The sequence below is a fragment of the Pseudomonas sp. PD9R genome, assembly GCF_019200975.1.
Lineage (GTDB): Bacteria > Pseudomonadota > Gammaproteobacteria > Pseudomonadales > Pseudomonadaceae > Aquipseudomonas.
In genome coordinates this window covers 789,463-803,814 of the sequence record NZ_JAHTMR010000001.1, presented here as the reverse complement: position 1 = coordinate 803,814, position 14,352 = coordinate 789,463, and the positions used below count along the sequence as shown (strand labels likewise).

Below are 14,352 nucleotides of genomic sequence, written 5' to 3'. Positions count from 1 at the left end.
CCTTTATCCGCGAGGACTGACAACCGCATCCGTCTTCACCAGGGCCGGTGATTTGACGGATGCAGGATGATTGGCGGCCTCGATGGCCTGACGTTGGCGGGTCAGCGTGGCGATGGTTTCCGGATCGGCCATGGGCGCATCTTCGGGCGAGACCACGGACCCCGGACGGACCCGTTGCAGGCCGTTGATGACGATGCGGTCCTCTTTCTGCAAGCCGCTGCGCACGATGCGCAGGCCTTCGAGTTTTGGTCCCAGATCAACGCTGCGGTACACGGCCTTGTTGTCCTGATCGACCACCAGTACAAACTTCTTGCCCAAGTCAGTGCCCACCGCCTCGTCCTTGATCAGCAAGCCCGAATAGGCTGCGCTGCCTACTAATTTCAATCGGGCATACAAACCGGGGGTGTATTCGCCCTTGCTGTTATCGAACACGGCGCGGCCACGGATGGTGCCGGTTTTCGGGTTGACCTGGTTGTCGACGAAGTTCATCTGCCCGAGGTGACTGTTGCCCTCCTCGTTGGACAGGCCCATGTAGACCGGCGTGGTTTGACCGCGTTGGCCTTGGCGGGCGAGTTGGCTGTACTTGAGGAATACACGTTCGTCGGCATCGAAATAGGCGTAGACCTTGTCGGTGGAGACCACGCTGGTAAGCGCCGAGGTATCGGCGGTCACGATGTTGCCAGCGGTGATTTCGGCACGGCTGACGCGGCCGGAAATGGGCGCGGTGACGCGGGTGAAGCTGAGGTTCAGGCGTGCCAGATCGAGCTGCGCCTGAATGGCATCAACCCCGGCCTTGGCCTCTTGTGCGGTGGTATTGCGGGTGTCGGCCAGTTCTGCGGAAATCGCGTTGCTACTCAGCAGGCGCTGGCCGCGCTGAGCTTCGTTGCCGGTGCGAACCAATGCGGCGCGCGCCTGTTGCAGTTGGGCTTCGATGCGATGCACTTCGTGTTCAAACGGACGTGGGTCAATCTGAAACAGCAAATCGCCCTTCTTCACCAGCGCACCATCGGCAAACGCCACCAGATCAATCTGGCCCGACACACGTGGACGAACCTCGACGGTTTCCGGTGCCTCCAACCGGGCGGTGACCTCATCCCACTCGGTAATGGGCTGCTCGATAACCTTGGCCACGGTGACGTGCGGCGCTCCCGGTGCACTGGCGACGCTCGGCGCACGATCACACGCTGCAAGCATCGTGAGCGCCAACACGGCTAAGGGATAACGCAAAGGTTTGAGTGACTGTTCCATGGGTAGTGTCCGCCAGACGGTTATGGGATTTGCGGATTCTCGGCCTCGCGCGAGGCTGCGACGAATTGAACGGGGTGAACTTGGGTATTACTATTAATGATGCTTGTCATGTATAAGGACAAAAAAAATGATTGGCCCTGCTCAGGCGTCACCATGAGCAATCGCATGACGTACTGAGTCCAGCGCCGGGCCCAGGATCTGCGCGACCAACAAGGCGCGAGGCGTAGGCTCCATGGCCCGGCCTGTGCGCTGGAACAAGGGGTCATTGAACAGGCAGCGCAAGCGCCCGAGTGCATTGCTGACTGCCGGTTGGCCCAGCGCCAGTTTCTGTGCCGCACGGGAGACGTTGCGCTCTTGTATCAGGGCTTCGAACACCACCAACAGGTTCAGATCGATGTTTCGCAGATCATTTCGTTTCATGGCTTGGGCCCGCTTGGAGGCATTTGCGCAAACAATATATGACGACTATCATAATTACTAGCCTCTCGGCGACGACTTGCAATGGCAAGGCGCACCTGGACACAGGAGCAGCTCATGAAAGTCACGAAAGACAAGGCCGCTGCGAACAAAGAAGCGCTTCTCACCGCCGCGTCCCGGCTGTATCGGCAAAAAGGCATCGACGGGATTGGAATCGGCGAGCTGTCACGCTCGGTAGGGCTTACTCACGGCGGGTTCTACGGGCAGTTCCCTGGCGGTAAGGAGCAGCTGGCTTCGGAGGCCGTGACCAAGACGTTCGAGACCAACATTCGAGACTGGCAGGCCGCCAGATCGATTGCCGAACTGGTCGAGGGTTATCTGACCCAGAAACACCTCGACAACTGGACCGAGGGCTGCCCGATTCCTGCGCTGGCGGCTGATGTCGCTCGTACCCGCGGCACCGTCAGCCAGTCCTTCACCCAGGGCGTTGAGCGATTGATCGAGATTCTGATGTCACTGGTGGAAGGCGAAACCCAGGACGAAAAACATCAGGAAGCCCTGCGGGTCATCGCCTCGATAGCCGGGGCCATGCTCATCGCCAGGGCGTTGGACAATCCACAACTGTCGAAGGCATTTTTGCAGTCGGTGATTGATACCTGGCAGCCCTGATTTTCCCGAGGAACGATGGAGTTTTGGTGTTGTGGGAGCGAGCAGGCTCGCTCCCAAAAGGGCCAGCGCGGTATCTCAATCGCGGAACTGAGTCAGTTGCTGGCTCAATGAACCCGCTTGGTCGCGCAGTTGCAGCGACTGTTCAAGCAGGCTGCGGATTGCGTGATCGTTCTGCTCGGAGATGCGGCTGACGCCCTGGATGGCCACGGACAATTGCTCGCCGGTTGCCGCTTGGCTTTGGGTCTGGCGCGCCACTTCGCTGATGCGCGTCAGAATGTCCTGGGCATGCTGGCGAATCTGATCGACGCCTTGCGCTGAAGTGGTCAGTTGCACCACGCCCTGACGCACCGCTTCTCCGACCTGCTGGACGTTGGCCACGGTGTTGCGGACGTCCGAGCCAATCGCCCCGATCATCTCGCCGATTTCACCGGTCGAACGGCTGGTGCGCTCCGCCAGTTGGCGCACTTCATCAGCCACCACCGCAAAACCACGGCCCTGCTCCCCTGCCCGCGCCGCCTCAATCGCCGCGTTGAGGGCCAACAGGTTGGTCTGATCAGCGATGCTGCGAATCACCGCGATGATCCCGGCGATTTGCTGCGACCGTTTCTCCAGATCACCCACCGCACCTGCCACCACGTCCATGGTCTGGTCGATATGGGTAATGCCGGCCAAGGTCTCGCTCATGTCCCCGGAGATGTTCTTGGTCAGCGCTTCAGTGTTACGCGCCAGTTGTTCAACGTCTTCGGCCTGCTGAGACATCTCGGTCACCGAATGCGCCAGCGCGGTAACGCCACTGGCCATTTCCTCGGTTGCGGTGTGCTGCGAAGTCGCTCGTTCGGCCACAGCCTGCGTGGTATCGCCGAGGTGGTTGGAGATCTGCATCAGTGTGGTGCTGCTGTGACGAATCGAGCCCACCAGATCGCCCAGACGCTGGATGAACTGGTTGAACGCCCCGGCCAGTTTGCCGGTTTCATCGCCGCTGCGTTGTTCGAAACGCAGGCCCAGCTCGCCGCCCCAGGCTTGAATACCGACAGTGAGCCCCGACAGCGGACGAATCTGCCACGCCAGCAAATGCCACAGCACAATGGCCAACACCAGCAGCGCCACCAAACCGATAACGACGGCGGTATAGAGGAAATGATTGATCCCGGCCATGGCTTCGTCCAAGGGATAGGCGACCATCAATGCCCAATTGTTCGGTGCCTTGCCGATGTGCACCGGTTGCAACACATAGCCCCAACCGTCGTGCTGGAAACTGTAAGGCTGGCCAGCCTTGATGGCGTCTTTGGCGGCCGCCGACAACTCATCGGCCGGTTTGCTCAAGCGCTTGGCATCAGGATGGCTGGCGTATAAGCCGTCGCTGGAAATCAGCGCGCCATAACCCTTGAAGGCATCGATGGTCGAGAGTTGATGGTTAATGCTTTCGAGCGGGATATCGACCCCCGCCACGCCCATGGCTTTGCCACCCTGCAACAACGGCACCATGATCGACACCAGCATCACTTGCTGGCCGCTGCCAACGCTGTAGGCATAGGGTTCAGAGGCCCAGGGCTGGCGTGTATGCAGCGGTCGATAGTAATACTGGTTGTCGGCGTTTTCCGGCACGTAACCGCTCAACACCTCAGACTTCACCGTGCCACTCGCTCGGTTCCAATACGTCAGGTAACGGCCCGTCGCATCGTGATTCGCCTGGTTGGCAAACTCACTGTCCTTGCCGTCGAAGGCATTCGCTTCCCAATACTGCCCAAGGCCCAACAGCTTCGGATTGGCCTCGAACAATTGACGCGTCAGGGCATCGGCAGTCTTGCGGTCAACGTGTTGTTGCTGCATCGCCGTGGCGACACTGGCCAGCGATTCGGCCACGGTAAAACCGACACCGAGTTCGGTTTCCACTTCCTTGGCATTGGCTTTGACGATGGTATCGACCAGGGAAAAAGTCTCTTTGACGGACGAACCGTAGGCGATGTAGGCAATGGAACCCAGAAGCAGCGCCATGACGACGAAGGTTCCGATCAGCGCCGTCCAGAACAGCTTGAAATGCAGAGAGCGATTAGGCATGAGCAGTCTCAAATGAGCGATACGTCAGCCAGCACAGTCTGTGCAAAGGTATGAGTGCAGCAGCCCTGCTGGCAGTTTTTTATAGTTGATATTATTCCGCCACTATATCGAGGCGCACGACCCTGATGCAACCTAAATGAACACTTGATCAGCAAGGAATTTAAACAGAAAGGAGAGGACGAGAATCGCCATCAAACACGCTGGCTTGAGCGTGTCGACGTTAGGGAGAAAAGCTGAATGCAGGGATGCCCAGCTGTTAAAACGCTAGGCCCGTGGGAGCTAGCTTGCTCGCGAAAGCGGTCTGTCAGTCAATTCAAATGCTGAATGTGCCGGCCCCTTCGCGAACAGGCTCACTCCCACAGGGATCGGGCGTCCTGAGCGCTCAAAGGCATTCCTGCGCGGCGCGTTCGAGGGGGGAAGGTCCGAACGTCGATGCCAGCAGCGCACGCTCGTACAGGAAGATCTTACCGCCAGTGTTTGCTTTGTAAGCCTCAAGTACGTCGTTAGCGGCAACTTTGCTTGAAACGACAATTCGATAGCTGCGCTGGGTTTCCGAAACCGTCGCAGTCAGCGCATCGTGCTGCAGTTTTGGCAAGACACAGTTCGCGTAATCCGCAGGCGCTTTTGTCGTTTGCAACGTAAGCGTCGGGGCATTGGGCGAAGAAGCACAACCCGATAACAGCAAGGAGGCGACAAGCGCTTGCCGAGTAAAAATCTTCATCACGCGGGATCCCTGGAAAGCGTTTCGATGCACGCGATTTTCCGTGTTTTCCGCGACTAATAGAACTTGTGATCGGTGATGGTCACTATTACCCGAACAAATAGTAATAACCGCCCCAATTTCATGTAGGAACTGCCGAAGGCTGCGATCTTTTGATCTTGACCTTAAAAAACGACGTCAAAAGATCGCAGCCTTCGGCAGCGCCTACACGATCGTGTGCCGTCAGTTACGACAGAGGCTTTTCGACTGCTGAAACCGGGTCCGCCCCGCGATTGCCCTTGAACGCATCACGCCGCGTCTGTCGCTCCAAGGCATAGGCTGCACTCTGCTCGCTGATCAGTTCTTCGCGACGCAAAAGCTCACCACAATGCGCGCAAAGTGGCCCCAGCCCGGCGGATTGTCGGCAGGTCTTGTGGGTGTAGCGAACGGCCAATTCCTCCCCCTCCGACTTGCACCAGGTTTCACCCCAGGCACGCAGCGCCAGAACCACCGAGTAAAACGCCTCGCCTTTTTCGCTGAGGTGGTACTCGTAGCGCAGCGGTCGTTCGTTGTAGGCACGGCGCATGACCAGCCCGTCGGCCTCCAGGCTTTTCAGGCGTGCCGCGACCATTTGCGGGGTTCCTCCCGTCTGCGCCTGGATCTCGTCGAACCGATGGCTGCGCATGAACAATTCCCTCAGCACCAACACCGTCCATCGGTCGCCGACGACCGCCTCGGCCCGTGAAATCGGGCACAAGGTTTCAGGAACACTATTCTTTACCGCCATACGGGCTTGCCTCATTCATAGTAACTATGATTATCATATCAACACAATGCCAGGGCAAGTCCTTGGCAAAGAACAACCTGAATACCTGGAGAATCCGTCATGTCGAACGCTGCCTACCCTCTTGATCGTACTGCCTATCTGTTGGTCGACCCTTACAACGATTTTCTGTCCGCAGGCGGCAAGGTTTACCCCTTGATCGAGCCTATCGCCGAGCAAGTCGGCCTGCTCGACAACCTGCGCGCGCTCGATCGCACGATCCGATCCCTCGACATTCCAGTGGTTATCGTACCGCACCGTCGTTGGCAACAAGGCGACTACGAAAACTGGGATCACCCAAGCCCTTCCCAGTGCAAGATCCAGCACATGCATCACTTCGCCCGCGGCGAATGGGGCGGCGAATGGCACCCGGATTTCGCACCGAAGGACGGCGATATCATCGCTTCTGAACATTGGGGCTCGAGCGGCTTTGCCAACACCGACCTGGATTTGCGCCTGAAACAAAAGGGCATCACCCACGTAATCATCGTCGGTCTGCTGGCCAACACCTGCATCGAGGCCACCGCCCGTTACGCTCAGGAACTGGGCTACCACGTCACCCTGGTGCGCGACGCAACCGCCGCTTTCAAGCCGGAAATGATGCACGCCGCCCACGAACTGAATGGCCCGACATTCGCCCACTCGATTGTGACGACGAACCAACTCATCGCCACTCTGACGCAGTGAGGGAGCCAACATGAAACTGACTGGAAACCTGCTGATCGGTGCCAACGAAGTCCCTGCTACCGAAGGGACCATGAAGGCGCTCAACCCCGCCACCAACCAGCTGATCGAACCGGATTTCGCCTTGGGCGGCGTCGCCGATGTAGACAGGGCGGCGAACCTCGCCGACGAGGCGTTTGACCAATACAGCCACACCTCGCTGGCCCAGCGTTCGGCGTTCCTCGAACGTATTGCCGATAACCTCGATGCCGTAACCCCGGAGCTGGCTGCACGGGCCGCACTGGAAACAGGGCTGCCTGAGGCGCAGCTTCAAGGCGAAGCGGCGAAGGCCGCCACCCAGTTCCGTCAGTTCGCCGCTGTGGTGCGAAAGGGTCGCTTCCTGCAAGTGGCCATCGACCCGGCGCAGCCTGATCGTCAGCCGCGCCCGCGCATGGACCATCGATTGCAAAAAATCGCCATCGGCCCGGTGGCCATTTTTGGTGCGAGCAACTTCCCCATCAGTTACTCAGTGGCCGGTGGTGATACTGCGTCGGCGCTGGCGGCGGGTGCAACAGTCATCGTCAAGGCGCATAACGCCCATCCAGGCGCGTCGGAAATCCAGGCTCGGGCCATCCGCCAAGCGGTGCAAGACAGCGGTTTGCCTGAAGGCGTGTTTTCGATGGTGCGTGGCGGTGGCAATGCCATCGGTGAAGCCCTGGTCGATCATCCATTGATCAAGGCCGTGACTTTCACCGGCTCGGAACAAGGCGGCATGGCGCTTTATCGCCGTGCGCAATTGCGGCCTGAACCGATTCCGGTATTCACCGAAATGACCAGCATCAACCCGACATTCATCCTGCCCCACGCGCTAGCCACGCGGGGCGAGCAGATCGGCGATGGTTTTGTCGAACGCATGTTGGTCAACGTCGGCCAAGCCTGCCTCAAACCGGCGATCCTGATTGCCATTGACGGGTCTGGTTTTGAAGCGTTGCGCGCCGCGATGGCCAAACGCGTAGCCGCAGCACCGGCGCGTCCGATGCTGACACCGGGCATTCATGCGTCTTACACCCGCGGGCTCGATGACCTGCAAAATGCCGGGGCAAAACTTGTTGTTGAGGGTTCGGCCGCCAACGGGGATGTGGATGGCCAATCAGCCTTGCTTGAAGTTGATGGCCAGCACTTCCTCACCGAGACAGCACTGGCGCATGAAGTATTCGGTCCTGCGGCGCTGCTGGTGAAGGTCAGGGATGAGGCAGAAATGCTCGCGGTCGCCCGCTCTCTGCGCGGCCAGCTCAGCGCTACCCTGCACCTTGAACAAAGTGATTTTGAACTGGCCCAGCGCTTGCTGCCGATTTTGGAAAGGCGCACCGGGCGCATCGTGGTCAACGCCTTTGCCCATCCTCAGGAAGTCTCGTTCGCCACGATTCATGGCGGACCGTTTCCGGCGTCATCGGACAGCCGCTTCACTTCGGTGGGCATGACCTCGATCGAACGGTTCCTGCGCCCGGTTTCCTATCAGGGCTTTCCGGATGCGCTGCTTCCCGAAGCACTGCGAGAGATCAATCCACTCGGCGTGCCGCGCAGCGTGGACGGTCAGTAAGCGCCAAAAACTGCCCGGCATTGAAGCAATTTACAGCGCCAATGCCGGGTCTTTTTGCATCGCATGCACCTGATTACGGCCATTGCGCTTGGCCTCGTACAACCCGTCATCGGCGCGGGTCAGCAGGCTTTCCAGATTGTCACCCGGTTCAGCGAAGGCAACACCGAAGGACGCGGTGATGGTGTCCAGCACGGTGTCGGTGCCACGTGCCTTGATCCGCAATGACTGGACTTTCAGCCGCAGTTGCTCGGCAAAGGCACGGGCACTGTTGAGGTCGGCGCACTCTTCGAGCACCACGCAGAATTCCTCACCGCCGTAGCGCGCCGCAAAAGCTTTGGCTGGAAGCGCGCCGCGCAATACCTGACCAACATGCTGAAGCACCCGGTCGCCCAGCGGATGGCCGTACTGATCATTGAATTGCTTGAAGTGGTCGATATCCAGCATGACCAGCGCCACGCCATTGGAAGTCTTGCTTAACGCCTGCTCCAGCAAGCGGGTGAAGGCCGACCGGTTGAGCAGCTCGGTCAGGCCGTCCAGGGTCGCGGCCAGTTGCGCACGTTCGAGTTTGTCCCGCAGGCTTTTGATCTCGGTTTGCGCGGACTGCAACTGGGTGAGGAAGTGCTCCTGCTGACTCTGCATCAAGCGGGTGCTCTGCTGCAGCTCACTCAAGATACCCGGCAGACGATCGCTGACCGGCTCATCGAACATCTCCAGGCACTGCCCTAGACGGTTCTGAAAGTTGAGGCTGCCCTTTACGCTGCGTGAAACATCGCGTTCCATGCCATCCACCAGACTGATGACCTGTTGCTGCTCCGCGCGGACATCGGCCAGTTCGTCACGAATAATGTATTCGCGAAACAGCTTGGTCGCGGATTCAGGCGGGCAACCGTCGAAGTCCCTGACCACCCGATCCAGGTGTCGATTGAGCTCCGGATCCTGGCCTTTGCTGTAGGTGTACCAGAGCGCGTAATGCACAGGATTGGGCGGAATATTGTGGCGAACCATCAGGGGTACGGCTTGCTTGAGCAACGCCGCCGCTTCGCGGGAGTCTTCCGGATACAACGCTAGAACATTCGCACGCGATTCTGATTGGCTCATAGCATCACTGTGGTTGTTTATCATTGGCATTCTGGCAGTCCGTGGAGCATACCGATACGCCCGACAAACGGCTATCCAAAACTAGCAGCTTTCTGGCCGTCGATAGGGTTCGATAAACCCAAAACCCAGAATCTCGTTCAGGCGTTTGCCATCGCTCATCCGGCGAAACAAACCTGGTGTCATCCACGGCGCATGACCATCGACGTTGAACGCGCCCAATCCACCCGGCAGGTCATTGATCAAAATGGATCGGGTTTCGAAGGAAATACGCGTCAGCCCGGTGCTGTTGCCGACGCCGGCATGGGCATGCGCCCCGGAAAAGGCAATCAAACTGCCTGGCTCGATCTCAACGGCCACGCCCCGTTCCGGCTCAATCGCTTCCAACAGATGCGGGATCGCCTCATCGGCATCCACTGCATTACGACCGTCCCGATGCGAGCGCTGCAGGATCGCGCGCATGTCGAAATCGACGCTGGAATTAAGCAACGCCCGCTGCCAAAGATCCGGATACAAGGCAAAGGTCCGCCCTGCCGTGATCGGATAGATCGGCGCCCACCAGTTGGTCTGCGCATAGATATTCGAACCCCAGGTATCGCGGTGAAAGGCGATGGTGGCCGTGGTCCGGGCCCGCGGTGCGACCTGTTGCGGCTCGCGGTGTGGCTGAAAGCGCAGGTGTAAGCGATCGCACGCCAGGTCATCCACGGCAATCCCCAGGCTTTCGATGATAGCCTGCCAACGCTGTCGGGCCTCGGCAGAACTGGCGAAGGCGTTCTGACATTGGGAAAAACGGTTGGCCTGCTCGCTGTGACTCAAGTGGCGATGGATCTCTTGCGGTGCCCAGGGATGCAGCGCGTCTTCCACAAACGCACGGGTGAACTCCACCAGCGCTGACACCGGCGGCAAATCAGTCAAGTGAAGGACCTCGCCGGCGTAGATCTGGTCATGCAACCGGCGAACGCTGCCCGGTGTTTTCAACGAGCTGTACATGACCTGATGTTCCGTGAGGATCTGCGTGTAACTGTAGAGGTACACCGATTGCAGCAGAAAGCGCCAGTTGCAACGAAAAACAGCGGCGCAGTTCTACGCCCAATAAAAAACCCGGCTATTTCAGCCGGGTTTTTTTATTCACTCAACAACACTTCGGCCCAGCCTTGCTGCCGTAACGGGCTTCCTGGCGTTCGCGGAAGAACGCCTCGTAGTCCATCAGCGGTTTGTCCGGGTGTTTGGTTTGCATGTGCTCGACGTAATTGTCGTAGTCGGGCATGCCTACCATCAGGCGCGCGGCCTGACCGAGGTATTTACCGAGACGACTCAGGTCATTGAACATGTTCAGGCCTCTGGCAATGCCTGGAATGGCGCTTCTTTATCCGTGCGTTCCTTGGTGCCCCACGCCGCGACACCGACCTTGAGCGCAAAGAACAGGATGCTGAACACCACGAACAGGAACAGCGCGGTCAACGTAGCGTTGGTGTAGGCGTTGTAGATCACGTGCTGCATCTGCTCAATGCTCTTGGCTGGGGCCAGCACCTGACCGTTGGCCAGTGCATCGCTGTACTTCTTGGCCAGGGCCAGGAAACCGATGGCCGGGTTGGCATCGAACAGCTTGATGAAGCCTGCGGTAACGGTGCAGATCAACAGCCAAATGGCTGGCAGCATGGTCACCCACACATAGCGTTGACGTTTCATTTTGATCAGTACAACGGTCGCCAACATCAGCGCGATACCGGCCAGCATCTGGTTGGAGATACCGAACAGCGGCCACAAGGTGTTGATGCCACCCAATGGATCAATCACGCCCTGGTACAGCAAGTAACCCCACATCGCCACGCAACCAGCAGTCGCGATCAGGTTGGCAGGCCAGGAATCCGTACGGCGCAACGCTGGGACGAACGAGCCAAGCAAGTCTTGCAGCATGAACCGGCCGGCACGTGTGCCGGCGTCCACAGCAGTGAGGATGAACAACGCTTCGAACAGGATCGCGAAGTGGTACCAGAACGCCATGGTGTTTTCACCCGGCAGGACGTGATGCAGGATCTGCGCGATACCGACCGCCAGGGTCGGCGCACCGCCGGCTCGGGCCAGGATGGTGGTTTCGCCGATGTCATGGGCCACGGCTTGCAGGGCTTCCGGAGTAATCGCAAAGCCCCAGCTGCTGACGGTTTGAGCAACGGAAACAGCATCAGCGCCGACCACGGCTGCCGGGCTGTTCATGGCGAAATACACGCCCGGATCGATGACCGACGCAGCAACCATGGCCATGATTGCCACGAACGATTCCATCAGCATGCCGCCGTAACCGATGTAGCGGGCATGACCTTCACTGGCCAACAGCTTTGGTGTGGTGCCGGAAGCGATCAGTGCGTGGAAACCGGACACCGCGCCGCAGGCGATGGTGATGAACAGGAACGGGAACAGACCGCCCTTCCACACCGGCCCCGTGCCGTCGATGAATTGGGTGAGGGCCGGCATTTTCAGCTCGGGCATGGTGATCAGGATGCCAATCGCCAGGGCGACGATGGTGCCGATCTTCAGGAAGGTCGACAGGTAGTCACGCGGCGCCAGGATCAGCCACACCGGCAATACCGCGGCGACGAAACCGTAGCCGATCAGCATCCAGGTGATCTGGATCCCAGTGAACGTAAAGGCCTTGGCCCAGACCGGATCAGCAGCAATCTGCCCGCCCAGCCAGATCGAACCCAGCAACAACAGCACACCCACGACGGAGATTTCCCCGATGCGGCCCGGGCGGATGTAGCGCATGTAAATGCCCATGAACATCGCGATCGGGATGGTCGCCATCACCGTGAACATGCCCCACGGGCTATCCGCCAGAGCTTTGACCACGATCAGCGCCAGCACCGCGAGGATGATGATCATGATCAGGAAGCAACCGAACAGCGCGATGGTGCCGGGGATGCGGCCCATTTCTTCGCGAACCATGTCACCCAGTGAACGACCGTTGCGGCGGGTGGACATGAACAGGACCATGAAGTCCTGAACCGCACCGGCCAGCACGACGCCGGCGATCAGCCACAGCGTACCGGGCAGGTAGCCCATCTGCGCCGCCAGTACCGGACCGACCAAAGGCCCCGCGCCGGCGATCGCCGCGAAGTGGTGGCCAAACAGTACGTGTTTGTTGGTCGGTACGTAGTCCAGACCATCGTTGTTGAGCACAGCGGGAGTGGCACGATTGGGGTCGAGTTCCATCACTTTATTGGCGATGAACAGGCTGTAGTAGCGGTAGGCAACCAGGTAGATAGCGACTGCGGCGACTACGATCCAGAGGGCGTTGATCGCTTCGCCGCGGCGCAGGGCCACGACACTCAGCGCAAAAGCTCCAAGGACGGCCACGGCAAACCAGGCGAGGTGTTTAGCCAGACGGGGCATAGAGGGTCTCCTGCCGACAGCCAGTGACTGCGGCGGTAATTTTTATAATTGTGTCCGCTGTGCGGAGCTGGCCCAATATCCCCGCATGCTGTCCACAAATAAATCCGCGTTACTACGTACGAGGTTTCTACGTAGTTCTACGTAGATGAGTCCGCTCTCGCGGTTGGCCCACGAAATTCACCAGCGACACGCCCCCTGTAGGAGCTGCCCTGCGCATTCAGTTGCGATCTGCGGCCGCCGGTCATTCCGTCCAGCAGCGCTACTGGCCGGGCGTATCTTTGGCATATGATGCCGGGCCTTGGCGCGGGCAGGAGTCCACATGCAGCTCAAACACAAAATCGTCGCGCTCGGAATTCTGCCGCTGGTGCTGGCTATTGCCGTCATCTGCGCGCTGGTGATTTCCCTCAACCGTCAGCTGGGTGATCAACAGGCGCAGTTGATCGAAGACAGCATTCTGGCGAGCAAGCGCGCGGAACTGAAAAACTACGTGGAGATGGCGCAAAGCCTGATCGCCCCGCTGTACGACGACGGCCACGGTGACGCGCACGCCCAGCAGCAAGTGCTCGAAGAACTGCGCAAGCTCAGCTTTGGCATCAACGGTTACTTCTTCGTCTACGACAATCAGGGCCGTAGCCTGATGCACGCTCGGCAGTCGGAGCTGGTGGGCAAATACCTGTGGGACATGAAAGACCCGCACGGTCTGCCAGTGATCCAGGCATTACTGAAAAGCGCGCAGTCCGGGGAGGGTTTCCAACGCTACGCCTGGAACAAACCTTCTTCCGGCCAGGTCACCGACAAGCTCGCCTATGTGGTGATGCTCGATCGCTGGGGCTGGATGCTCGGCACCGGCATTTACCTCGAAGACGTTGAGCGCGCCACCCAACAAGCCCGCGCCGAAGTCGCCATGGGCATCCGCAAAACCATGATGGCGATTGCCGTGGTCGCCTTGGTGGCGGTGTTGTTTGTGTTTGCCACCGGCATGACCCTGAACGTCAGCGAGCATCGTTTGGCGGACAAAAAACTGCAGCGCCTGACTCAGCGGATCGTCAGCCTGCAGGAGGAAGAACGGTCACGGGTGTCCCGCGAGTTGCATGACGGCATCAGCCAGGTGCTGGTGTCGATCAAGTTTCAATTCGAGTTGGCCAGCCACGTGCTGGAGAACGGGCAAGACAAGGGCCTGGGCATTTTAAGAGACGCTACCGAGCGCCTGGGCGAAGCGATTGGCGAGGTGCGCAGCCTTTCCCATGACCTGCGTTCGTCACTGCTCGATACGCTGGGTTTGCCGGCGGCGATTGGCCAACTGGCGGCGGAATTCGAACAACGCAGCGGGCTTTCGGTGACCTACGACGACAATGAATTCGACTGTCACTTGGTCGATGGCGCAGCGGTTTCGCTGTTCCGTATCGTGCAGGAAGGCCTGACCAACATCGAACGCCATGCCCAGGCCAGGAACGTTTGCATTACCCTGCACGGTTCTGAAGACAACGTACGGCTGACGGTGGTCGATGACGGCATCGGTTTCAATGTCACCCAGGTAGAACGTCGGCATGCCGGCATTGGCCTGCGTAATATCCGCGAACGCGTCGAACATTTTGGCGGCCGCTTTGACCTGATCTCGATGCCGGGAAGAAGTGAGCTGGACGTTCTGCTGCCGATGAAACCAGCCGGCAGCAAACGCTGACTGCGCCT

Annotated in this window: 12 protein-coding genes and 2 pseudogenes; 4 read left to right on the top strand and 10 right to left on the bottom strand. The window is 59.2% G+C overall.

What is annotated here, in order from left to right; translation table 11 throughout:
* Positions 1–3: 3 nt before the first annotated feature.
* Together mexE and KUF73_RS03685 are read right to left on the bottom strand one after the other, a co-directional pair.
* A complete protein-coding gene (gene mexE, locus KUF73_RS03690) occupies positions 4–1,248 on the bottom strand; it encodes a multidrug efflux RND transporter periplasmic adaptor subunit MexE (protein ID WP_218436672.1) in 1,245 nt (414 codons plus the stop codon).
* Positions 1,249–1,389: 141 nt separating this feature from the next.
* Complete coding sequence (locus KUF73_RS03685) at positions 1,390–1,668, bottom strand: LysR family transcriptional regulator (RefSeq protein ID WP_218436671.1); 279 nt, start codon at positions 1,666–1,668, stop codon at positions 1,390–1,392.
* A 114-nt stretch (positions 1,669–1,782) separates the two neighbouring features.
* On the opposite strand from KUF73_RS03685, the gene KUF73_RS03680 reads away from it, so the two are divergent.
* On the top strand, positions 1,783–2,334 hold the full coding sequence (locus KUF73_RS03680) for a TetR/AcrR family transcriptional regulator (protein WP_218436670.1): 552 nt from the start codon (positions 1,783–1,785) through the stop codon (positions 2,332–2,334).
* Positions 2,335–2,409: 75 nt separating this feature from the next.
* Here KUF73_RS03680 and KUF73_RS31605 read toward each other — a convergent pair.
* The 4 genes and pseudogenes from KUF73_RS31605 to KUF73_RS03665 all read right to left on the bottom strand — a co-directional run.
* A pseudogene (locus tag KUF73_RS31605) lies at positions 2,410–2,946 on the bottom strand (methyl-accepting chemotaxis protein); the annotation flags it as partial.
* A gap of 324 nt (positions 2,947–3,270) precedes the next feature.
* Positions 3,271–4,164: pseudogene (locus KUF73_RS31600) on the bottom strand (cache domain-containing protein); the annotation flags it as partial.
* Between the two features lie 610 nt (positions 4,165–4,774).
* Positions 4,775–5,113, bottom strand: coding sequence for a hypothetical protein (locus KUF73_RS03670; protein ID WP_218436668.1), 339 nt, complete (start codon positions 5,111–5,113; stop codon positions 4,775–4,777).
* Positions 5,114–5,339: 226 nt separating this feature from the next.
* Positions 5,340–5,879 carry a helix-turn-helix domain-containing protein gene (locus KUF73_RS03665; RefSeq protein ID WP_218436667.1) on the bottom strand — a complete coding sequence of 180 codons (540 nt, stop codon included), beginning with the start codon at positions 5,877–5,879 and terminating at the stop codon, positions 5,340–5,342.
* A 99-nt stretch (positions 5,880–5,978) separates the two neighbouring features.
* Between KUF73_RS03665 and KUF73_RS03660 the strand changes: the two genes are divergently transcribed.
* On the top strand, positions 5,979–6,602 hold the full coding sequence (locus tag KUF73_RS03660) for an isochorismatase family cysteine hydrolase (protein ID WP_218436666.1): 624 nt from the start codon (positions 5,979–5,981) through the stop codon (positions 6,600–6,602).
* A gap of 10 nt (positions 6,603–6,612) precedes the next feature.
* A complete protein-coding gene (locus tag KUF73_RS03655) occupies positions 6,613–8,178 on the top strand; it encodes an aldehyde dehydrogenase (NADP(+)) (protein WP_218436665.1) in 1,566 nt (521 codons plus the stop codon).
* A gap of 30 nt (positions 8,179–8,208) precedes the next feature.
* On the opposite strand, the gene KUF73_RS03650 is transcribed toward KUF73_RS03655, so the two are convergent.
* The 4 genes from KUF73_RS03650 to KUF73_RS03635 form a co-directional block, all read right to left on the bottom strand.
* Positions 8,209–9,276: a GGDEF domain-containing protein gene (locus KUF73_RS03650; RefSeq protein ID WP_218436664.1), complete on the bottom strand. Its 1,068-nt coding sequence runs from the start codon at positions 9,274–9,276 to the stop codon at positions 8,209–8,211.
* A gap of 81 nt (positions 9,277–9,357) precedes the next feature.
* Positions 9,358–10,263: a hypothetical protein gene (locus tag KUF73_RS03645; protein WP_218436663.1), complete on the bottom strand. Its 906-nt coding sequence runs from the start codon at positions 10,261–10,263 to the stop codon at positions 9,358–9,360.
* A 142-nt stretch (positions 10,264–10,405) separates the two neighbouring features.
* Positions 10,406–10,603 carry a YbdD/YjiX family protein gene (locus tag KUF73_RS03640; RefSeq protein ID WP_034150399.1) on the bottom strand — a complete coding sequence of 66 codons (198 nt, stop codon included), beginning with the start codon at positions 10,601–10,603 and terminating at the stop codon, positions 10,406–10,408.
* Between the two features lie 2 nt (positions 10,604–10,605).
* Positions 10,606–12,663 carry a carbon starvation CstA family protein gene (locus tag KUF73_RS03635; RefSeq protein ID WP_218436662.1) on the bottom strand — a complete coding sequence of 686 codons (2,058 nt, stop codon included), beginning with the start codon at positions 12,661–12,663 and terminating at the stop codon, positions 10,606–10,608.
* 319 nt (positions 12,664–12,982) lie between these two features.
* Between KUF73_RS03635 and KUF73_RS03630 the strand changes: the two genes are divergently transcribed.
* Positions 12,983–14,344 carry a cache domain-containing protein gene (locus KUF73_RS03630; protein ID WP_218436661.1) on the top strand — a complete coding sequence of 454 codons (1,362 nt, stop codon included), beginning with the start codon at positions 12,983–12,985 and terminating at the stop codon, positions 14,342–14,344.
* Positions 14,345–14,352 lie beyond the last annotated feature (8 nt).